Below are 17829 nucleotides of genomic sequence, written 5' to 3'. Positions count from 1 at the left end.
TATGGCAACTGGTATCTTGGGTATAAAAATTGGCATGACACAGATTTTCCAAGAGAATGGTGTCTTGGTTCCAGTGACAGTCATAAAAGCTGGTCCTTGTGTTGTAACTCAGCATAAAACTCAAGCTAAAGATGGCTATGATGCTATCCAAGTTGGATTGGTTGAAGCCAAGGCACCCAGGAAGGTAACGAAGCCACTTCGTGGTCACTTTGAAAAAACAGCAAAAGGAACTCCACCAACACGGCTTCTTAGAGAATTTCGAGTGAAGAATGTTAATGATTTTCCAATAGGGTCACTAATTCTAGCTAACATATTCAAGTCAGATGAACTTGTCACTATTACCGGGAAGTCAAAGGGGCGTGGTTTTGCTGGTTTTGTTAAACGCCATGGCTTTGGAGGTGGGCGCGCGACACATGGTTCAATGTTTCACCGTGCACCCGGCTCAATTGGAGCCTCGGCTTTTCCTTCGCGGGTTTTCAAGGGAAGCCGGATGGCTGGGCACATGGGAAATAGAAACTGCACAGTAAAAAACCTAAAAATTGTAAAGGTTGATGAAAGTGCAGGGGTTATCCTTGTCCGAGGTGCTGTTCCTGGTGCTAATGGGAGCTATCTTGTTATCAAGAAAACTTCGGTTTCATAGGTCAGCTTCAGCTCCGTGACAGAGGTCCTAAAGATGTTAACGGTGAAAATGTATAACTTAGACAGCGAGCCGCTCATTGATTTAGAGATAAATAGTATTTTATCTGAGCAGAAGCTGAACAACACACTAATATGGGAAGCTGTTCACGAGTATCGTGCTAGGGGACGTAAAGGAACGGTTGCTACTAAGACAAGGGGAGATGTCTCTGGCTCAGGTAGGAAGTTGTGGAAGCAGAAGGGGACGGGAAGGGCACGTGTTTCAAGTCTTCGCTCACCTTTGTGGAAGGGTGGTGGAAACGTTCACGGACCTCAACCGCGAGATTGGTCATACACTCTTCCAAGGAAGAAGCGTTGGAAGGCGATTGCAACTGCTTTTGCTGAACGAATTCGCGAGGGGGCAGTCGTTGTTGTTGATGACCTTAATCTGCCAAGCCACAAAACAAAACTTTTCAGGTCTAAGTTATGTGCACTTGGACTGTTGGACCGTCATAAGGTATTAATCTTGGACTCAACGGAAAACAGAAACTTACTGCTTGCTTCAAGAAATCTTGAGGGCGTGAAGCTCATAAACTCACTGGGTCTCAATATCTACGATCTCCTTCTGCATGAGAAAATACTGATTAGCCAAAGAGCACTTACCGCTCTAACTGAATGTTTGACCCGGATACTACAGGGACAGTGATGGTGGGGAAAATGAAAATCTATGAAGTTATAAAATCGCCACTGGTAAGTGAGAAAGCCCTCAACTTGAGAGATCAAGCTCTCAATGTAGGTCAGTTGATTGTTTTGCGAGTCAATAAGAAGTCAAAAAAGATAGACATTAAGAATGCAGTAGAAAAGCTCTTCAATGTGAAGGTTAGATCCGTAAATACAGCAAGTTACAGAGGTAAGACGGTGCGCCGGGGACGCTATGTAGGCAAGAAGAGTGACTGGAAAAAAGCCTACGTTACCCTTGCCCCTGGATACAGCATAGAAGATTATGCAAATTCTTTGTAAAATACACTAGGGAATTGCTATGCCAATCAAGAGTGTAAAACCTACATCACCTGCGAGGCGCTTTCAGACGTTTATCGTTGATTCTGAACTATCACGTGAGCGTCCGCTCAAGTCCTTAACGGAGAAGAAGAGGAAGATTTCAGGTAGAAATAGCGATGGGAGAATTACAACCCGTCACCGAGGTGGGGGGCACAAGCGTCTATACAGAATCATAGACTTCAAACGCGATAAGCTTGGGATACCTGGTAAGGTAGCAAGAATTGAGTATGATCCAAATCGATCCTCAAGGATCGCACTTGTAAACTATATTGATGGCGAAAAGCGTTATATAATTGCACCGAACGGCCTCAAAGTAGGCCAGTTCGTGTTATCTGGTCCTGACGCAGACATTATCCCTGGTAATGCACTTCCGATATCTAAGATACCGCTTGGAACCGACTTGCACAACATTGAACTCAAGCCAGGGAGGGGAGGGCAGTTAGTTAGAGCAGCCGGAGCAAAAGCACAACTTATTGCTAAGGATGATGAAATGGCTCAGTTGCGCATGCCGTCTGGTGAAGTGAGAAAAATCCCTGTCAATTGCTATGCAACAATTGGGCAAGTAGGTAATTTGGATCATGAGAATGTATCTCTTGGAAAGGCAGGACGGGCACGGTGGCGGGGATTACGCCCAGAGGTTCGTGGGGTTGCCATGAATCCAGTAGATCACCCACATGGTGGCGGAGAGGGAAAAACCTCAGGTGGAAGACATCCTGTTACTCCTTGGGGAATGCCGACACGTGGTTACAAAACCCGGCGTAACAAGCAGACAGAGAAGTATATAGTTCGGCGTAGGAAGTAGTTTGATTCAAGGAGTTGTGTATGCCTCGATCAATAAGAAAGGGACCATTTGTAGATAATTCTATACGTGATATTCTCCAGCAGCTGAGAGAAACAAACGAAAGACGTGTCATCAAAACCTGGTCGAGGAGGTCAACAATAATACCAGATATGGTTGGGCACACCTTTGCTGTACACAATGGAAAAAAATTCATCCCTGTATTTATATCTGAGAATATGGTAGGTCACAAACTAGGTGAATTTGCCCCAACACGTACGTTCAAAGGCCATGCAGGGGATAAAAACGAGAAATCGGCTAAGCGTAGGTAGTTATAGTGCTTAAGAAGAGGTCTAGGAAATGCATTTTATAGCAGTTCTTCGTTCTACAAAGGGATCGCCCCAGAAAGCAAGGCTGGTTATTGACCAAGTACGTGGCCGCAACGTGACTGAGGCCTTAGCATTACTTAACCTGAGTAGAAAGAGAGTAGCCTCGGTGCTAAAGAAAGTTTTGTGGTCAGCTATATCTAATGCTGAATATCTATCTGAGAAAAACAATCTAAAACTGAATATAGAGCAACTTTTTATCAAAGAGTGCCACGTAAACACCGGGCTGACAAAGCATCGACGTCGTATTCGGCCAGCTCCAATGGGAAGAGCTTATAGAGAGCAGCGTCGGCTCTTTACTGTAAAGTTTGTACTCTCTGATGGCAATGAAGAGTAGGTGAAGTGATGGGGCAAAAAGTTCATCCTTATGGCTTTCGGCTAGGAATTGTGAGACCTTGGCGCTCAACTTGGTACTCAGGAAAAGATACAGAGTTTGCAAGGCTTGTGGCAGAGGATTTCTTTTTGCGCAAGGAATTAAAGCAACGTTTTGCTGGTGCCGGAGTAGCTTCGATTGATATAGAGCGTGCTGTCAACAAGTTGAAAATTGTCGTCCATACTTCTCGTCCAGGTGTTATCATTGGCAGAAAGGGTGCTGAGATAGACAAATTGAAGCTTGAGATACAGCAGAAAACAGGTCGGGATGTGAGCATATACATACAAGAGATACAGAAGCCAGAGTTAAATGCCCAACTGCAAGCAGAGCAAATTGCTTTACAGATAGAAAAACGCATCGCTTTCAGGCGGGCAATGCGAAAAGTGACTGAGAGTTCACGTCGTTTTGGTGCACAAGGGGTTAGGGTAATAGTATCAGGACGGCTCAACGGTGCAGAAATTGCAAGAAGCGAACAGTATCTTGAAGGCAGAATGCCACTTCACACGTTGAGGGCTGATATTGACTATGGTTTTGCAGAAGCACACACAACGTATGGAGTTATCGGAATAAAGGTCTGGATATACAAAGGCGAAATATATTCTGTGAGACGCACGCTTGGTCAAAGTGACTCCCGCAGAGCAACCTCGGTAAAATGAGATAACAAAGACATGGCTGAATACAAATCTCCTAAAAAGACAAAGTACAGAAAACAGCAAAGAGGACGCCGTTCAGGTTTAGCAACATCAGGTGCTAGGATTAGTTTTGGACAGTTCGGCATAAAGGCTCTAGAACCTGCCTGGATAACCAGTCGTCAGATAGAAGCTGCTAGAATAGCTATATCGCGTTCTCTTAAAAGAGGTGGGAAAATATGGATTAGGATTTTCCCAGACAAGCCTGTTACCAAGAAGCCAGCAGAAACCCGAATGGGTAAAGGAAAGGGAGCTCCTGAGGGTTGGGTAGCAGTGGTCAAACCCGGGAGAATACTTTTCGAGGTCGAAGGAGTGAGTGAAGAGTTGGCCCGTGATGCTATGTACCTAGCTGCTCAAAAGCTGCCAATAAAAGTGAAGTTTGTTCAACGAGACTCAGAGAACGGAGCAATACTGTAATGACACTAAATGAGATTCGTTCAAAGTCTGTACGTGAACTGATTACCCTTGAAAAAGAAATGAAGTTAGAATTGACAAGACTTTCTATAAAGAAAAACTTAGGTATTCGCGAAGCGGCTAACAAGCTTCCCATAGTTAGAAAAAACATAGCTAGGATCAAGACTGTAATAGGCGAGAAGAGGACAAGAGAGAAGTGATGAAAAGTAAAAAAGTTGAGAAAGTGGGCTTTGTTGTCAGTGCAAAAAACAAAAAAACAGTCACGGTAAAAGTAGAGCGCTTAGTCATGCATCCAATATACAAGAAGTATGTTCGACGTAGCTCAAAATTTCTAGCTCATGATGAACTTTCCTGTAAAGTCGGAGACAAGGTAAGAATAGTTGAATCTCGTCCCTTGTCTGCAAGGAAGCGATGGGTGGTCAAGGAGTTAATGAGTAAAGTCCACTAGATTTTCCTCTTTTTCAAGTGAGGAGGTATACTCCATGATACAGATGCGTACTATACTTGATGTTGCTGACAACTCAGGTGCAAGAAAAATATCTTGTATTTTACCACTCGGTGGCTCGGTTGGGAGAAGAGCCACTCTTGGGGACATTATTACTGCAAATGTTAAGGAGGTATCTTCTGATGGTACTATCAAGAAGGGGCAAGTTGTAAAGGCTGTTATTGTGAGGACTCGCAAGGAAGTACGCAGGAAAGACGGCAGCTATGTTCGTTTCGATCAGAACGCGGCTGTTTTAGTAAAGAAAGGTAGCGAGGGATGGGATCCTGTGGGGACTCGTGTTTCGGGGCCGATTGCTAGGGAGCTAAGGGACAAGAAGTTCATGAAGATAATTTCACTGGCACCTGAGGTAGTATGAAAAGTAATAAGCTATCAAAAAATTTGAGAGTTGGTGACAGTGTAATCTTGATTTCCGGTAAAGATAAGCGTAAGATAGGCTTGGTTAAGAAAATAGACCGCAGCAATCTGCGACTGCTTGTCGAAGGAATCTCAATGAGTAAAAAACACATCAAGAAAACTTCCCAAAACAATGGAGGTATTATAGAAGAAGAAACTTGGCTTTCTTTCTCGAAGGTCAAGAAGCAATAATCTTCTATAGAAATCGTTTGAGTAGTGGTATGTTGACGGCAAGAGAAAAAGCGATAAGTCAAATGTGTAAAACATTTGGATATAAGAATGTTATGTCGGTACCGAGACTAGAAAAAATAGTTATTAACATGGGTCTCGGTAAAGACTATGTACTCTCAAAAAACCTGAAGGTTCTTGAGACGGGTCTACAGGAGCTTGCGCTCATTACAGGTCAAAAGCCGGTGGTAACCCGTGCCAAGTCATCAATTGCCTCCTTCAAGCTACGTGAACAAGACCCAGTTGGAGTAATGGTCACTTTACGCGGTAAAAGGATGTATGAGTTCTTTGAACGCCTAGTTAAGATAGCACTACCACGTGTACGTGACTTCCGGGGAGTATCTACCAAGTCATTTGATGGTCGTGGAAACTATACTCTTGGTATAAAAGAACAGATTGTTTTTCCTGAGATAGACATCGCCAAGGTTGATAAGCTTAGAGGAATGAATATAACCTTTGTTACTTCAGCTCAAACTGACGCAGAAGCACAAGAGCTTTTATCTTGCCTTGGAATGCCATTTAGGAAATGACTTGCTAGTATAAAGATTTCTTGGAGAAGAGTATGACTGACCCAATAAGCGACCTCCTAACTAGAATTAGGAATGCTACACAAGCAGGGCACCTAAAAGTAGATGTTAATTACTCTAAGATTAAGGCCGAGATTGTCAGGATTCTAAAAGAAGAAGGTTATATTAATAACTATAAAATTACAGGTGAGGGTCATAAACGTACAATACGAATTTACATCAGGTATGCTCAGTCTTCTGAACCTGCAATCAGGCATCTTTCCAGAGTCTCCCGCCCGGGAAGAAGGGTTTATGTTAATGTAAATAGAATACCTCGTCCTCTTAATGGTCTTGGTACTTGCATACTCAGCACCTCGCGCGGCATACTGACTGGTAAGGAAGCCTATCTGAAGCACGTCGGTGGAGAAGTTCTCTGCCTTGTTTACTAGTTTTTCTACAGTGCCTTTACTGAAAACAATGTCAAGAATAGGTAGTCGTCCAATTCAAATCTCTGGGCTCTCTGTAAAAATAGAAAATGGTACTCTTTCTATAGCGAAGGGTGAAGTTTCATTTAAGTTGAAAATCAATGAAGGTCTAAGGGTAGATATTCTGGATGGACATCTTCGGGTTGTGTCACTCAATAACTCAAGTCATCAATATCAAGGATTGTTGAGGACTCTAATTAACAACGCTATTACTGGACTTCAATCCAAGTTCTCAGTTGACTTGGACTTAGTTGGTGTTGGCTACAAAGTAGATAAGAAAGACAATAAACTTGTCTTTAGTCTAGGCTACTCCCATCCAGTAGAATACCACCTTCCAGATGGTATAGATTGCATTATTGAAAAGTTACAAAAACCAATACAGCAGTACCAAGCCACACTGACGATTAAGGGTTCTGATAAGGAGCTTGTTGGACAAGTTGCAGCGAATCTAGTAAAACTGAGAGTTCCTGATGCCTACAAAGGCAAAGGCATTCGTTATGCTAGTAAGCCAATCCTCCTGAAACCAGGAAAATCTGGTGGCAAAGGAGGAAAGAAGTAGGACGAACTCTAAAGCTTAACTACTAATATAGAGCAAGCTGAGATAATTATGGGCCACCGAAGAAGAAAAATAAAAGGGTCAGTTGATACTCGCCTTCGCCTCTGTGTATATCGAAGTGCAAAGCACATCTATGCACAAATCATAGATGATGTAAGAGGAATTACTGTATGTTCTGCCAGCTCACTAAAATTACAAGAATATACTAGCGATGAAACAAAGCTAACACGTAAAGTGTATTTAGCAAGTAAGGTTGGTAAAGAAATTGCTGAAGAAGCAAAGAGAAGAGGTATTACCAAGGTATTCTTTGACAGGAATGGTTACAAGTACCACGGTAGAGTCAAGCAGCTAGCAGAGTCAGCTCGTAGGGGAGGTCTAGATTTTTAGGATAATCTTATGAAGAATAAAGTACTATTCGAAGCAGGTGAATCTGATCTCAAAGACTCAGTTATATCGATTAAACGGGTTACAAAGGTAGTGAAGGGCGGAAAAAACATGAGCTTTAGTGCCCTCGTTGTTGTTGGTGACGGAAATGGAATCGTAGGTTTTGGCAAGGGGAAAGCATCAGAGGTTCCCATAGCCATTAGGAAAGGGATAGAAGCAGCAAAAAAAAATCTAATCAGAGTAGACTTGAATGGCGGTACATTGCCCCATAGTATTATTGGCAAGTTTGGTGCTGGCAAGGTACTTATCAAGCCAGCTAAGGAAGGCAAGGGCGTAATTGCGGGTGCAACTGTGAGGGCTGTCCTGCAGGTACTTGGCGTTCGCGATGCCGTCACTAAAGTGCTGGGTACTAACAACCCAGCTAATATTGTTCGAGCTACTTTTGCCGGCCTTTCCACTGTTCGCTCTAAGGAGCATATAGCCCTAATTAGGGGGAAAAATCCGGCAGATTTATAGAGAAGGGAAACAGAAATGCTATCTCTGAAGAGCCTTACCTGTCCTGACAGGAAAGTAAAGAAAAGGGTTGGGCGTGGTTCCGGTTCGGGGATTGGAAAGACTTCTGGGAGAGGAGTAAAAGGACAGAAGTCTCGTTCCGGTTTCAAGCTAAAACGTGGTTTTGAGGGAGGGCAGATGCCTTTACATCGCCGCCTACCAAAGAGAGGCTTTTCTTGTGTCACTGCTAGGAAGCGCAAGACCTACACGTTAGATATTCGTAAACTTGCCCAGCATTATACAGCAGAAGAGCAAATATCAACTCAATCTCTAATGAATAAGGGACTGATCAAAGGAGCTTTGCATAAGTTGCAACACCTCAAGATAGTAGGAGTAGCTCCTAAAGACAAGAAAATTACAATAGCCGGGAATTTGCGTACCTCAGCTAGACTTAGAGCGGCAATAGGTTGATAAGATGTCGATAATAGAAAGCATAAAGCAAAAAATAATTAGCATCTTGCAGTCAAAAGATGTGAAAGGTAGACTGCTATTTACACTCTCAATGATTCTTCTCTACCGACTTGGTAGTCACATCCGTGTTCCTGGTATAGACCAAGATAAACTGAGACAGTTGTGGCAGAGCCTTCAAGGTTCGTTGATTGGTGTCTTAGACCTCTTTTCAGGAGGTAACCTGAAGGTAATATCAGTATTTGCATTAGGCATTACTCCGTACATTACTTCGTCGATTGTTATACAACTACTTACGGTTGTTATTCCTTCACTGAAACGTCTTCAAGAGGAGGGTGAAGTAGGACGCCGAAAAATAAATCAGTATACTAGGTATCTAACCATATGTCTATCTATTTTCCAGTCAACAGCAATTACCTTTTGGATGCAGTCTCAGCCTGGACTCGTCAATCTTACCCCAAGCTTGTTTGTACCCCTATCTGTAATCACTCTGACCACTGGCACAGCGCTAGTTATGTGGGTTGGCGAGCAAATTACAGAAAGAGGAGTCGGCAATGGGATCAGCTTACTCATATTCGCTGGTATTATCGTTAGATTCCCTTCAATACTTGTTCAGTTATCTAGCAACATAGGGAATGACCCTCTTTCTGCGCTTGAGACAGTTTTACTTCTTGTTCTGTTACTCGCTCTAACTGCTGCAATAGTATTCGTTGAAAAGGCATACCGTCCAGTGGTTATTGAGCATGCAAGAAGACGCAGTGAGTTTCCAGACTCCAAGTCCTATCTGCCTCTGAAAATAAACATGTCAGGGGTAATACCTGTCATATTTGCATCTTCGCTCCTTGCTTTTCCCATAACGATAGCTCAGTTTGCAAGCGCAAACGACTCACTTGCTGAATCACTCACACGCTTCCTTCGTCCAAGTCATCCATTGTACGAACTGATATTTACAGCGGGGATAATATTCTTTTCCTTTTTCTACGTTTCTGTGATCTTTGATGTACATGAAGTTTCCAACAATCTCAGGAAGTACGGTAGTTATATCCCTGGGTTACGGCCTGGTAAGTCAACTGCTGAGTATTTAGACTTTGTTGTTACAAGGATTACTGTGGTTGGTGCCTTATATCTTTCGATAATCTGTTTTGTCCCCCAGTTTGTTGCAAATGGCTTGGACGTTGGAGAAATTCCAATCATTGGTGAATGGCTATACTCCAGTCTTTCCTCCAACCCTGCGCTGTCTTGGATGGTAAAGGGCTTTGGTTACACATTTTATTTTGGCGGCACATCGCTACTGATAGCTGTAACTGTTTCCATGGATACAGCGCAGCAAGTTGAAGCCCGCCTCCTGACCAAGAAGTATGACCCGGCCGGTGGAGGAGTCAAAGTCAGAGGGCGCCGCATTCGACAGGAGGTTTCCGATGGAGCATAAGCTGCCACTTGCTGTAATCATAATGGGTCCGCCTGGGTCAGGCAAAGGCACACAGTCCAGTAGGCTAAGTGCTTCGATGAATATACCCAAGATATCGACAGGTGATATACTTCGCCAAGTCTCTCTAGGAGACGGACCTAAATCAGAATACATACGCAGTGTTATAGCGACTGGCGGCTTGGTTTCAGATAATATACTAGCTGATTTGATTGTTTCTAGGCTTTCGGACCTTGATTGTAAAGACGGTTTTATACTAGATGGTTATCCTCGAAATATCCAACAGGCTACTTTCTTGGGAGAACTTCTACTAGATAGGAATTATAAACTCTTGGTTATTGAAGTTATAGTTCCCGATGACACTCTCATAAAGAGAGTAAAAGGAAGATATTTATGTAAAAACTGTGGTATGATATATAATAAATACTTTGCGAAGCCTCAGAAAGATGGAATTTGTGACAAATGCGGAAGTTCGGAGTTCACCTACAGATCTGATGACAATGAACTGGTCATTAAGGAGCGTTTGAAAGAATACAACACTCAAACAATTCCAGTTTTAGACTATTATAGACAAAGAAATCTGTTGGTTTCGGTAAATGGAGAGAAAACTTCAGATGAGGTTCATGAAGATATACTCCGCCAAATAGCAAGAGCATTAGTTAATGATTGTAACTAAGACATCTCATGAAATAAAAAAGATGCATACAGCCGGAAGATACTTAGCTGAGCTCCTACTCTTGCTCAAGCAGAACACCATTCCCAGCATAACGACCCGTAGATTGAATGAAATTGCTGAAAGCTGGTTATCTAAGAAAAAACTCTACTCTCCATTCAAAGGATATAGAGGATATCCATCAAGCATTTGTGTTTCCGTTAACGAACAAGTTGTTCATGGGATCCCCAAGGAAACGCTAATAAGAGAAGGTGATATTGTGAGTATAGATGCTGGAGTTGTTTTTGACGGATATGTAGCAGATGCTGCGGTTACTGTTCCTGTTGGGAATGTTGCAAAAGAGATGCAAAAACTAATAAGTGTTACGGAAAATTCTCTCTATCGTGGGATATCGCAAATGATTGAAGGGAACCGTTTATACGACATTACCTATGCAATATACTCATACACTGAGTCATACGGCTATAGCCTAGTGAGAGAGTTTTGCGGTCATGGTGTTGGTCGCAGGATGCATGAAGACCCACAAGTACCCAATTGTGGGCACAGACCAAATACGGGTCCTCGGCTCAGATGTGGATGGGTCCTAGCTATAGAACCTATGGTTAACATGGGTTCTCCGGGAGTGAGAATTGAAAGCGATGGCTGGACAGTTGTAACAAAAGACGGTAAGCCTTCAGCCCACTTTGAGCACACCGTTGCGATTACCTCTAATGGGCCATTGATTCTTACAGCCCTTTCGTAAGACCTAAAAACTCATTGGATGCCAAGTATTTCAAGTGAGGTAGGGTTGTGCCTAAAGAAGACTCAATTGAGGCGTCAGCATTCGTTATTGAAGCTCTCCCGAACGCGACCTTTAAGGTTGAGCTAGAAAACAAGCATATTGTGCTGGCTCGTATTTCTGGTAAGATGAGAAAAAATTTTATAAAAATACTCCCTGGTGATAAAGTTCTAGTTGAACTTTCACCGTATGACTTGACAAGAGGTAGGATTGTTTATAGGTACAAGTGAGAAAAAGGAGAGTTAGAAGCCAATGAAGGTAAGAGCATCTGTGAAAAAAATCTGTAAGTCTTGTAAGGTAATTATTAGGTTTGGAACCGTCCGGGTAATTTGTACTAACCCCAAGCATAAGCAGAAGCAAGGTTGATTAACGGAATGGAGATAGTTGCATGGCTCGTATCGCTGGTGTCGATCTGCCAGAAAATAAGAGTGTCCTGATAGCTCTAACCTATATATACGGCATAGGTAGGTCATTGTCTGCAAAGATACTAGAAAAAGCGAATGTTGATCCTAGCATCAAGATGCGCAACCTATCTGAAGATGAGTTGGGTCGTATTAGAGCTGTTATAGACAGCTCTGTCGTTGTAGAGGGGGACCTAAGAAAGCAGATTCAGCTTGATATTAAGCGTCTTGTAGAGATTCAGTCCTACAGAGGATTGCGTCACAGGAAAGGGCTTCCAGTTCGCGGGCAAAGGACACACACAAATGCACGAACCCGTAAGGGACCTCGTAGAGCTACAATAGCGAAGAAGAAAGCACCTGGTAAGAAATAGTAGCTGTACAAAACCTAGAGAGAGTGAAGTATGTCAAAGAAAGCAACTTCTACTAAGAGTTCTCTAAAGAAGAAGAACTACAAGAAAAAAGAGAAAAAGAACATTCCGAAAGGTATTGTTCATATTCAAGCTTCTTTCAATAATACAATAGTCAGTATAACCGACTTAAATGGCAATCTCATAGCCGCTAGTAGTTCGGGATCGCTTGGTTTTAAAGGGTCTAGAAAGGGAACGCCTTTTGCTGCTCAGCAAGCAGCAGCTAAAGCTGCATTACTTGCCAAAGAATCAGGGATGCAGTCCTGTGAAGTTAGGGTTAGTGGACCAGGTTCTGGCCGTGAGTCAGCGATAAGAGCAATACATGCTAATGGCATAGAGATTCATCTTATCCGAGATGTGACACCGATTCCACATAACGGATGTCGTCCTCGCAAACGACGGCGTGTGTAGCAGTTCTCAATAAGAAGAGCTCGGGAGGTTAGGAAAAGTCGTGGCAAGGTACCGTGATGCAGTTTGTCGTCTTTGTCGCCGTGAAGGGATAAAACTTTTTCTCAAAGGCAATCGGTGCTACAAGCCATCTTGTGCAATAGAGAAAAGGGGGCCATACCCGCCGGGTCAGCACGGCAAAGACTCAAAGCGTGGGAAACTGACCGGATACGGTGAGCAGTTACGAGAAAAGCAAAAAGTTAAGCGAATATATGGGATGCTTGAAGGTCAATTCAGAAATTACTTTGAAATGGCTGCACGTCAACGAGGTATTGTAGGAGAGAACCTATTGATTTTATTAGAGCGGAGACTAGATAATGTAGTCTATAGAATAGGATTTGCTACTTCCAGGGCATTTGCAAGGCAGCTAGTCAACCACGGGCATGTTTTAGTAAATGGTAAGAAGGTAAATATACCCTCTTTCCAAGTGAAAGTAGGAGATATTATTTCAATAAAGAACGAAAGTGCATCTAACCCACAAATACTTCAATCCTTTGAAACTGCTGCCGGTAGGGGGCGCCCAAGCTGGATAGAAATTGGAGATAAGAATACCCTATCTGGTCGAGTTATAGCCCTTCCCCGCCGCGAAGATATTACCCATCAGGTCAACGAGCAGATGATAGTGGAGTTGTACTCTAAGTAACTCCTAATTCCTTCGCTGGGTGATGTAAGAACCATGTTGACGCCGTTTCAGCGACCAAAAAAGCTAGATTGTAATCTCGAAACACTGACCGAGACATATGGCTGTTTTTATGCGCAGCCTTTTGAGAGAGGTTTTGGGACGACAGTTGGTAACAGTATCCGGCGCGCTCTTTACTCTTCTATGGAAGGAGCAGCTATTACAGCTGTTAAGATTGAAGGGGTGTTACACGAATTCTCTTCAATACCCGGAGTTGTTGAGGATGCTACAGATATTATTCTTAATCTGAAAAGAATACCCTTCAAGATGGCTTCCGGAAAACTGGTCTCAACATTGCGTCTCAAGTGTGATCAACCAGGCGAGATATATTCTCGTAATATCGAAGTGGAAGAAGGGGTAGAGGTCTTAGACAGTAACGTTTACATAGCCACTGTCAGTGAAAATGGGTCACTCAATATTGAAATGCGATTAAAGATAGGACGAGGGTACGTATCTGCTGACAGGAACTTTGATGAGGATCTTGCTATCGGTTATATACCTATTGACTCAGTCCATTCGCCGATTAAGCGTGTTCGGTGTAATGTTGAATCAGCCCGCCTTGGGCAAGATACAGACTATGAAAAATTAATCCTTGAAGTTTGGACAAATGGGAGTATAAAGCCTGCTGACTCAATTGGCTTAGCTGCCAAGCTAGTCAAGGATCATATGTCAATATTCATAAACTTTGAAGAAACTGAAGTTGACGTAGAACCGGCTAAGACAGTTGAGCGAAGGCCAGTACAAAATGAGAACCTAGACCGCTCTATTGAGGAGTTAGAGTTAAGTGTAAGATCTTACAATTGTTTGAAAAACGCAGACATCAAGACTATAAGAGAACTTGTTCAAAAGAATGAGCAAGAAATGCTAAAAACTAAAAACTTTGGCAGGAAATCTCTGAATGAGATAAAGGAAATCCTAGCTGCAATGGGACTTGGTCTAGGAGCGATATTTGATGAGGATGGCAATATAATAGGTTACAGAAATGATTAGGTGACAACCTGTCTCTCGGAGAAGTTGCTATGAGGCATCTAAATGCACACAGAAAATTAGGACGTACATCAGCCCACAGGAAGTCCTTACTAAGAAATCTTGCCACCTCCTTGGTCCTGAATGAGCGGTTGGTTACTACTTTGCAGAAAGCAAGAGAGCTTCGCCCCTTTATCGAACGAGCAGTTACCCTTGGTAAGAGAGGTGACTTGCACGCCCGGCGACTAGCAGCAGCCTACTTCCATGCAGGAAACCAAAATTGGAATGCAAACCCAAGACGCCCAAAACATGGTTCTGATAGGACAGCAGGAGTTGCTGCGCTAGCCAAGCTTTTCGATGTAATTGCAGTACGCTACTTGGAAAGAAAAGGCGGCTACACGCGCATATTGAAGCTTGGAAGTCGTCGTGGAGACAATGCAGAGCTAGCTATTATTGAGTTTGTCGAGCCAGGTAGCAAATAGGCAGGCGATCTACTACGCCAGCTAGAATCCCATTCGCTTCGGTACTACTTCAAGTGTCGAAGCTTATTTTTTGAGAGGTTGAGTCTGTGAACTTAAAAGAAATCAAAGAGCTTATAGAGTTTATTAGCAGTAAAAATATTGCCGAGTTGGAAATTGACAAGGCTGGTCTAAGGCTTCGTATTAAGACAACCTATTTGACAAATATCCTATCTGCATCTACATCTCCTAACATATCCTTGACGGAATCGCATACCCCTTTGCGAGGAGAAAAGTCCACTGTTAGTGACTTCACATCACCGTCTAGTAATCTAGAAGAAGTGAAGGAAGATGACCTACATGTCATTTACTCACCTATTGTGGGAACTTTTTATCGCGCCCCAAGCCCAGACTCTAAGCCTTTTGTCGACATAGGTAGCCAAGTCTTACCTGGTACTGTCCTCTGTATTATAGAGGCTATGAAACTGATGAATGAGATCGAGTCAGATGTTGCAGGCGAAATTGTAAAAATACACCAAGAGAACGGTAAACCCGTAGAGTTTGGTCAGCCACTTTTTTCCTTAAAGAGGAAGTAACAGTGCCTTTGTTTAGAAAAGTACTTATTGCTAACCGAGGTGAGATAGCCTGTCGCATTATATGGGCATGTAAAGAGCTTGGATTAAGAACAGTTGCTGTCTATTCCCAAGCTGACGCTGATTCTCTACACGTTCGCTTTGCTGATGAGGCTGTTTGTATTGGACCAGCTCCTTCCAAACAAAGTTACCTGAACATACCAGCCCTAATTAGTGCGGCTGAAGTAACTGATGCTGATGCAATTCATCCGGGGTATGGATTCTTGTCAGAAAATGCCCGTTTTGCAGAGGTCTGTGAAGCCTGTAACATCACGTTCATAGGTCCTTCACCAAGTGCTATTAGAACCATGGGGGATAAAGCAACTGCCAAGGCAACAATGCGGGCTGCCGGAGTACCAGTCATACCGGGCAGCGATGGTGTGCTTGAGTCGCTAGAAGCAGCGGAATCTGTTGCATTTGAAGTTGGATTTCCTTTGATGATCAAGGCAACGGCCGGCGGCGGGGGGCGTGGCATGCGTGTTGTGAGATCGATGGAAGAATTGCGTTCAGCCTTTCAAGCCGCCCAATCGGAAGCTGCGGCAGCTTTTGGGAATCCCGGTGTTTATTTGGAAAAGTATATCGAAAAGCCTCGGCATATTGAGATTCAGGTGCTAGCAGACAAACATGGTAATATGGTCCATTTTGGTGAACGGGACTGCTCGATACAGCGCAAAAATCAAAAGCTTATAGAAGAGTCCCCCAGTCCAGTTGTCTCACCTGAGATGCGTGAACAGATGGGACAGGCAGCACTCAGCGCCTGCCAAAGGGTAAACTACACAAATGCCGGTACGGTAGAGTTTATTGTAGATGAAGCACTAAACTTTTACTTCATGGAAATGAATACAAGAATACAAGTTGAACATCCAGTAACAGAATTTGTTGCTGGTATCGACTTGGTACGTGAGCAAATTCTTATAGCAACTGGAGAGAAACTAGCTATCTCGCAAGACAGAATTAATCTTAGAGGGCATGCAATTGAATGTCGGATCAATGCCGAAGATCCAGAAAAGTTTACACCATCTCCAGGATGTATTACGTCCCTCAATATTCCCAGCGGGCCCGGTGTTCGCGTAGATACCCATGTGTATTCAGGTTACAAGGTACCTCCTTATTATGATTCAATGGTAGCGAAGTTGATTGTGCATGCACCAGATCGAGACCAAGCAATTTCTCGCATGAAAAGAGCCTTAGAAACTTTTATCATAGAAGGCATCAAGACCACTATACCGCTCCACCAACGCATTATGGATAGTGAAGTCTTTAGATCAGGGAGTTTTTCTACTCGCTTCCTTGAAACCTTTATGAGTCACTAGAAACTCTTTTACAAAGTAAACTCTTGGCTAATTGCTGAGCCTCTACGAAGTTCTTGACCTTCTCATCAATTTGGTGTTCATGGAGTTGCCGGAGTAGTTTTCCTACTTTAGGTCCTGGGGTCATACCCATTTTTAGGATATGATGTCCTCTAAGTATAGGGGAGAGCAGTTTTTTAGCTGAATCTGACTTTTCCTCAAGCCAAGTTAGCATTTCTTCTGAATCACCAAGATACAATGCCTTTGAAAGACAAATAACTAGCTTGAGGTCAGTAATTCTTGCTATTCTCCTAAGAGCAAAAGTGGATACCTCTTGTTTTTGAAGCTGATGGAAGATCTTGTATGGGAGTAAGTGTATTTTGCTTAGTAAGATTATCTGAGTTCGCAACTGATACCCTTGGTAGGCATAGAGGCCAAGGGCGTCGAGAAAGCGAGTTAGGCTATCATTACTCAGTCTGGTTCCAACTATAGACAAAAGAACTGATATTTTCTCTGGCTCACTTAGTTCCTCCGTAAACATTTTACCCCTATCGAGTGAAGTCAACACATAGTCCCAGCCTGACTTCATCGGATATGGGTTTTCTCCTATCAGCGAACTCTGCAACTCGTATAGCATAGGAAAAAGTTGTTCAACAACCCTAAGTTCTAATAAATACTCGAATCCTAAAGATGGGCGAGGAGAAAGTAAGAGAAGTTTTTTTACTTCATTCCATATTCGTTCCTTTGGAATATCCGTTAAGTCTATCTCTTGGCATAAAATCTTTGTATCACTGGTTATCTTTAGTTGGTATCTGGAGGACAATTGCGCTGCCCGTAAAACTCTCAATGAGTCGTCTTTGAATGTATTTGTGTTGACTACCTGTAGTTCTCTACTGTTGAGATGGTGAAGTCCTTGGCAGGGATCAATTATGTTTCCATCAAGTGGGTCTTGCAGGATAGCATTGATGGTAAAGTCACGTCTGCTTGCTGCTTCTTGGATGGACATCCAAGGATCTCCTTGAATGAAAAAACCGCGATGTCCATACCCCTGCTTGGACTCCCGCCTTGGAAGTGATACGTCTATTTCAAAAGCCGATTCAACGTTAGGTTTTAGCTTATAAACAGCAAAGTGTTCTCCTACCGTACTCACTTTTCCGTGTTTCTCAAGGAGTTCTCTAAGCTGCTCGCTTGGTAATCCGTAAACCTCAATATCATAGTCTTTTATAGGATAACCAAGTAGCTTATCTCTGACACAGCCTCCTACAAGAAATGCCTTTCCACCTACTGATCTAATGTCTTTACACAGCTCAATGAGCCAAGCTGGTAACGAGTCTGCCATACT

31 protein-coding genes are annotated in these 17829 nt (G+C 43.1%); 30 read left to right on the top strand and 1 reads right to left on the bottom strand.

The genetic code is table 11. From position 1 onward, the window contains the following. Nucleotide 1 precedes the first annotated feature (1 nt). The 30 genes from rplC (at nt 2) to accC (ending at nt 16511) form a co-directional block, all read left to right on the top strand. The gene (gene rplC, locus CABTHER_RS16635; RefSeq protein ID WP_081464780.1) at nt 2-640 is read left to right on the top strand and encodes a 50S ribosomal protein L3; all 639 of its coding nucleotides are present in this window, start codon (nt 2-4) and stop codon (nt 638-640) included. Nucleotides 641-655: 15 nt separating this feature from the next. Continuing rightward, nucleotides 656-1321 (top strand): 50S ribosomal protein L4, encoded by a 666-nt coding sequence (rplD, locus tag CABTHER_RS16630; RefSeq protein ID WP_228374037.1) that lies wholly within the window; start codon nt 656-658, stop codon nt 1319-1321. Between the two features lie 11 nt (nt 1322-1332). Continuing rightward, nucleotides 1333-1635 (top strand): 50S ribosomal protein L23, encoded by a 303-nt coding sequence (gene rplW / locus CABTHER_RS07330; protein WP_041569699.1) that lies wholly within the window; start codon nt 1333-1335, stop codon nt 1633-1635. A 19-nt stretch (nt 1636-1654) separates the two neighbouring features. Beyond that, nucleotides 1655-2476 carry a 50S ribosomal protein L2 gene (gene rplB / locus CABTHER_RS16625; RefSeq protein WP_081464778.1) on the top strand — a complete coding sequence of 274 codons (822 nt, stop codon included), beginning with the start codon at nt 1655-1657 and terminating at the stop codon, nt 2474-2476. A gap of 20 nt (nt 2477-2496) precedes the next feature. Then, entirely contained in the window at nt 2497-2784 is a 288-nt protein-coding gene (gene rpsS, locus CABTHER_RS16620; protein ID WP_081464777.1) for a 30S ribosomal protein S19, read from the top strand. Nucleotides 2785-2812: 28 nt separating this feature from the next. Further along, nucleotides 2813-3175 (top strand): 50S ribosomal protein L22, encoded by a 363-nt coding sequence (gene rplV, locus CABTHER_RS16615; protein ID WP_081464776.1) that lies wholly within the window; start codon nt 2813-2815, stop codon nt 3173-3175. Between the two features lie 8 nt (nt 3176-3183). Next, nucleotides 3184-3867, top strand: coding sequence for a 30S ribosomal protein S3 (rpsC, locus tag CABTHER_RS07325; protein WP_041569143.1), 684 nt, complete (start codon nt 3184-3186; stop codon nt 3865-3867). Between the two features lie 12 nt (nt 3868-3879). Beyond that, entirely contained in the window at nt 3880-4317 is a 438-nt protein-coding gene (rplP, locus tag CABTHER_RS16610; protein ID WP_081464775.1) for a 50S ribosomal protein L16, read from the top strand. Continuing rightward, nucleotides 4317-4514, top strand: coding sequence for a 50S ribosomal protein L29 (rpmC, locus tag CABTHER_RS16605; protein WP_081464774.1), 198 nt, complete (start codon nt 4317-4319; stop codon nt 4512-4514). Before rplP ends, rpmC begins: the two co-directional genes overlap by 1 nt. Then, nucleotides 4514-4762, top strand: a complete 249-nt coding sequence (gene rpsQ, locus CABTHER_RS16600) for a 30S ribosomal protein S17 (protein WP_081464773.1) — start codon at nt 4514-4516, stop codon at nt 4760-4762. The genes rpmC and rpsQ overlap by 1 nt, the downstream gene beginning before the upstream one ends. A 34-nt stretch (nt 4763-4796) precedes the next feature. After that, nucleotides 4797-5174 carry a 50S ribosomal protein L14 gene (rplN, locus tag CABTHER_RS07320; protein ID WP_041569142.1) on the top strand — a complete coding sequence of 126 codons (378 nt, stop codon included), beginning with the start codon at nt 4797-4799 and terminating at the stop codon, nt 5172-5174. Next, nucleotides 5171-5404, top strand: coding sequence for a 50S ribosomal protein L24 (rplX, locus tag CABTHER_RS17795; RefSeq protein WP_014099973.1), 234 nt, complete (start codon nt 5171-5173; stop codon nt 5402-5404). Before rplN ends, rplX begins: the two co-directional genes overlap by 4 nt. Then, entirely contained in the window at nt 5371-5970 is a 600-nt protein-coding gene (gene rplE / locus CABTHER_RS16595) for a 50S ribosomal protein L5 (RefSeq protein ID WP_455423182.1), read from the top strand. The genes rplX and rplE overlap by 34 nt, the downstream gene beginning before the upstream one ends. A 32-nt stretch (nt 5971-6002) precedes the next feature. Then, nucleotides 6003-6395, top strand: coding sequence for a 30S ribosomal protein S8 (gene rpsH, locus CABTHER_RS16590; RefSeq protein WP_081464771.1), 393 nt, complete (start codon nt 6003-6005; stop codon nt 6393-6395). Further along, nucleotides 6367-6990, top strand: a complete 624-nt coding sequence (locus tag CABTHER_RS16585) for a 50S ribosomal protein L6 (RefSeq protein WP_148263977.1) — start codon at nt 6367-6369, stop codon at nt 6988-6990. Before rpsH ends, CABTHER_RS16585 begins: the two co-directional genes overlap by 29 nt. Nucleotides 6991-7038: 48 nt before the next feature. Further along, nucleotides 7039-7374, top strand: a complete 336-nt coding sequence (gene rplR, locus CABTHER_RS16580) for a 50S ribosomal protein L18 (protein ID WP_081464769.1) — start codon at nt 7039-7041, stop codon at nt 7372-7374. Between the two features lie 9 nt (nt 7375-7383). After that, a complete protein-coding gene (rpsE, locus tag CABTHER_RS07310) occupies nt 7384-7887 on the top strand; it encodes a 30S ribosomal protein S5 (protein WP_041569141.1) in 504 nt (167 codons plus the stop codon). Between the two features lie 15 nt (nt 7888-7902). Continuing rightward, complete coding sequence (rplO, locus tag CABTHER_RS15740; protein ID WP_049787480.1) at nt 7903-8334, top strand: 50S ribosomal protein L15; 432 nt, start codon at nt 7903-7905, stop codon at nt 8332-8334. Between the two features lie 4 nt (nt 8335-8338). Further along, on the top strand, nt 8339-9760 hold the full coding sequence (gene secY, locus CABTHER_RS16575; RefSeq protein ID WP_041569140.1) for a preprotein translocase subunit SecY: 1422 nt from the start codon (nt 8339-8341) through the stop codon (nt 9758-9760). Continuing rightward, nucleotides 9750-10433, top strand: coding sequence for an adenylate kinase (locus CABTHER_RS16570; protein ID WP_187288353.1), 684 nt, complete (start codon nt 9750-9752; stop codon nt 10431-10433). The genes secY and CABTHER_RS16570 overlap by 11 nt, the downstream gene beginning before the upstream one ends. Beyond that, a complete protein-coding gene (map, locus tag CABTHER_RS15735) occupies nt 10420-11172 on the top strand; it encodes a type I methionyl aminopeptidase (RefSeq protein ID WP_049787479.1) in 753 nt (250 codons plus the stop codon). Before CABTHER_RS16570 ends, map begins: the two co-directional genes overlap by 14 nt. 47 nt (nt 11173-11219) lie before the next feature. Further along, nucleotides 11220-11438: a translation initiation factor IF-1 gene (gene infA, locus CABTHER_RS15730; RefSeq protein ID WP_049787478.1), complete on the top strand. Its 219-nt coding sequence runs from the start codon at nt 11220-11222 to the stop codon at nt 11436-11438. 22 nt (nt 11439-11460) lie between these two features. Further along, a complete protein-coding gene (gene rpmJ / locus CABTHER_RS15725; protein WP_049787477.1) occupies nt 11461-11574 on the top strand; it encodes a 50S ribosomal protein L36 in 114 nt (37 codons plus the stop codon). Nucleotides 11575-11596: 22 nt separating this feature from the next. Continuing rightward, nucleotides 11597-11980, top strand: coding sequence for a 30S ribosomal protein S13 (gene rpsM / locus CABTHER_RS15720; protein ID WP_049787476.1), 384 nt, complete (start codon nt 11597-11599; stop codon nt 11978-11980). Nucleotides 11981-12010: 30 nt separating this feature from the next. Next, complete coding sequence (gene rpsK / locus CABTHER_RS15715; RefSeq protein WP_049787475.1) at nt 12011-12427, top strand: 30S ribosomal protein S11; 417 nt, start codon at nt 12011-12013, stop codon at nt 12425-12427. Nucleotides 12428-12467: 40 nt separating this feature from the next. Beyond that, complete coding sequence (rpsD, locus tag CABTHER_RS15710; RefSeq protein WP_049787474.1) at nt 12468-13106, top strand: 30S ribosomal protein S4; 639 nt, start codon at nt 12468-12470, stop codon at nt 13104-13106. A gap of 33 nt (nt 13107-13139) precedes the next feature. Continuing rightward, nucleotides 13140-14132: a DNA-directed RNA polymerase subunit alpha gene (locus CABTHER_RS07300; RefSeq protein WP_081464767.1), complete on the top strand. Its 993-nt coding sequence runs from the start codon at nt 13140-13142 to the stop codon at nt 14130-14132. A gap of 29 nt (nt 14133-14161) precedes the next feature. Continuing rightward, complete coding sequence (gene rplQ, locus CABTHER_RS16565; protein ID WP_081464766.1) at nt 14162-14590, top strand: 50S ribosomal protein L17; 429 nt, start codon at nt 14162-14164, stop codon at nt 14588-14590. Nucleotides 14591-14676: 86 nt separating this feature from the next. After that, the gene (accB, locus tag CABTHER_RS16560) at nt 14677-15162 is read left to right on the top strand and encodes an acetyl-CoA carboxylase biotin carboxyl carrier protein (RefSeq protein WP_041569139.1); all 486 of its coding nucleotides are present in this window, start codon (nt 14677-14679) and stop codon (nt 15160-15162) included. 2 nt (nt 15163-15164) lie between these two features. Further along, entirely contained in the window at nt 15165-16511 is a 1347-nt protein-coding gene (gene accC, locus CABTHER_RS16555; RefSeq protein ID WP_455423181.1) for an acetyl-CoA carboxylase biotin carboxylase subunit, read from the top strand. Here accC and CABTHER_RS16550 read toward each other — a convergent pair. Beyond that, the gene (locus tag CABTHER_RS16550; RefSeq protein WP_081464765.1) at nt 16498-17826 is read right to left on the bottom strand and encodes a CCA tRNA nucleotidyltransferase; all 1329 of its coding nucleotides are present in this window, start codon (nt 17824-17826) and stop codon (nt 16498-16500) included. The two genes, accC and CABTHER_RS16550, sit on opposite strands and share 14 nt — an antisense overlap. Nucleotides 17827-17829 lie beyond the last annotated feature (3 nt).

It is taken from the genome of Chloracidobacterium thermophilum B, from assembly GCF_000226295.1.
In the GTDB taxonomy this organism is placed as follows: Bacteria; Acidobacteriota; Blastocatellia; order Chloracidobacteriales; family Chloracidobacteriaceae; genus Chloracidobacterium; species Chloracidobacterium thermophilum.
Note: the sequence above shows the minus strand (reverse complement) of the source record. Positions and strands in the feature narration are given on the sequence as shown.

What these genes read in the sequence shown, in the direction of transcription:
- rplC (WP_081464780.1), top strand. Translation starts at nt 2, where the DNA reads ATGGCAACTGGTATCTTGGGTATAAAAATTGGCATGACACAGATTTTC.
- rplW (WP_041569699.1), top strand. Translation starts at nt 1,333, where the DNA reads ATGAAAATCTATGAAGTTATAAAATCGCCACTGGTAAGTGAGAAAGCC.
- rplB (WP_081464778.1), top strand. Translation starts at nt 1,655, where the DNA reads ATGCCAATCAAGAGTGTAAAACCTACATCACCTGCGAGGCGCTTTCAG.
- rpsS (WP_081464777.1), top strand. Translation starts at nt 2,497, where the DNA reads ATGCCTCGATCAATAAGAAAGGGACCATTTGTAGATAATTCTATACGT.
- rplV (WP_081464776.1), top strand. Translation starts at nt 2,813, where the DNA reads ATGCATTTTATAGCAGTTCTTCGTTCTACAAAGGGATCGCCCCAGAAA.
- rpsC (WP_041569143.1), top strand. Translation starts at nt 3,184, where the DNA reads ATGGGGCAAAAAGTTCATCCTTATGGCTTTCGGCTAGGAATTGTGAGA.
- rplP (WP_081464775.1), top strand. Translation starts at nt 3,880, where the DNA reads ATGGCTGAATACAAATCTCCTAAAAAGACAAAGTACAGAAAACAGCAA.
- rpmC (WP_081464774.1), top strand. Translation starts at nt 4,317, where the DNA reads ATGACACTAAATGAGATTCGTTCAAAGTCTGTACGTGAACTGATTACC.
- rpsQ (WP_081464773.1), top strand. Translation starts at nt 4,514, where the DNA reads ATGAAAAGTAAAAAAGTTGAGAAAGTGGGCTTTGTTGTCAGTGCAAAA.
- rplN (WP_041569142.1), top strand. Translation starts at nt 4,797, where the DNA reads ATGATACAGATGCGTACTATACTTGATGTTGCTGACAACTCAGGTGCA.
- rplX (WP_014099973.1), top strand. Translation starts at nt 5,171, where the DNA reads ATGAAAAGTAATAAGCTATCAAAAAATTTGAGAGTTGGTGACAGTGTA.
- rpsH (WP_081464771.1), top strand. Translation starts at nt 6,003, where the DNA reads ATGACTGACCCAATAAGCGACCTCCTAACTAGAATTAGGAATGCTACA.
- rplR (WP_081464769.1), top strand. Translation starts at nt 7,039, where the DNA reads ATGGGCCACCGAAGAAGAAAAATAAAAGGGTCAGTTGATACTCGCCTT.
- rpsE (WP_041569141.1), top strand. Translation starts at nt 7,384, where the DNA reads ATGAAGAATAAAGTACTATTCGAAGCAGGTGAATCTGATCTCAAAGAC.
- rplO (WP_049787480.1), top strand. Translation starts at nt 7,903, where the DNA reads ATGCTATCTCTGAAGAGCCTTACCTGTCCTGACAGGAAAGTAAAGAAA.
- secY (WP_041569140.1), top strand. Translation starts at nt 8,339, where the DNA reads ATGTCGATAATAGAAAGCATAAAGCAAAAAATAATTAGCATCTTGCAG.
- CABTHER_RS16570 (WP_187288353.1), top strand. Translation starts at nt 9,750, where the DNA reads ATGGAGCATAAGCTGCCACTTGCTGTAATCATAATGGGTCCGCCTGGG.
- map (WP_049787479.1), top strand. Translation starts at nt 10,420, where the DNA reads ATGATTGTAACTAAGACATCTCATGAAATAAAAAAGATGCATACAGCC.
- rpmJ (WP_049787477.1), top strand. Translation starts at nt 11,461, where the DNA reads ATGAAGGTAAGAGCATCTGTGAAAAAAATCTGTAAGTCTTGTAAGGTA.
- rpsM (WP_049787476.1), top strand. Translation starts at nt 11,597, where the DNA reads ATGGCTCGTATCGCTGGTGTCGATCTGCCAGAAAATAAGAGTGTCCTG.
- rpsK (WP_049787475.1), top strand. Translation starts at nt 12,011, where the DNA reads ATGTCAAAGAAAGCAACTTCTACTAAGAGTTCTCTAAAGAAGAAGAAC.
- CABTHER_RS07300 (WP_081464767.1), top strand. Translation starts at nt 13,140, where the DNA reads ATGTTGACGCCGTTTCAGCGACCAAAAAAGCTAGATTGTAATCTCGAA.
- rplQ (WP_081464766.1), top strand. Translation starts at nt 14,162, where the DNA reads ATGAGGCATCTAAATGCACACAGAAAATTAGGACGTACATCAGCCCAC.
- CABTHER_RS16550 (WP_081464765.1), bottom strand. Translation starts at nt 17,826, where the DNA reads ATGGCAGACTCGTTACCAGCTTGGCTCATTGAGCTGTGTAAAGACATT.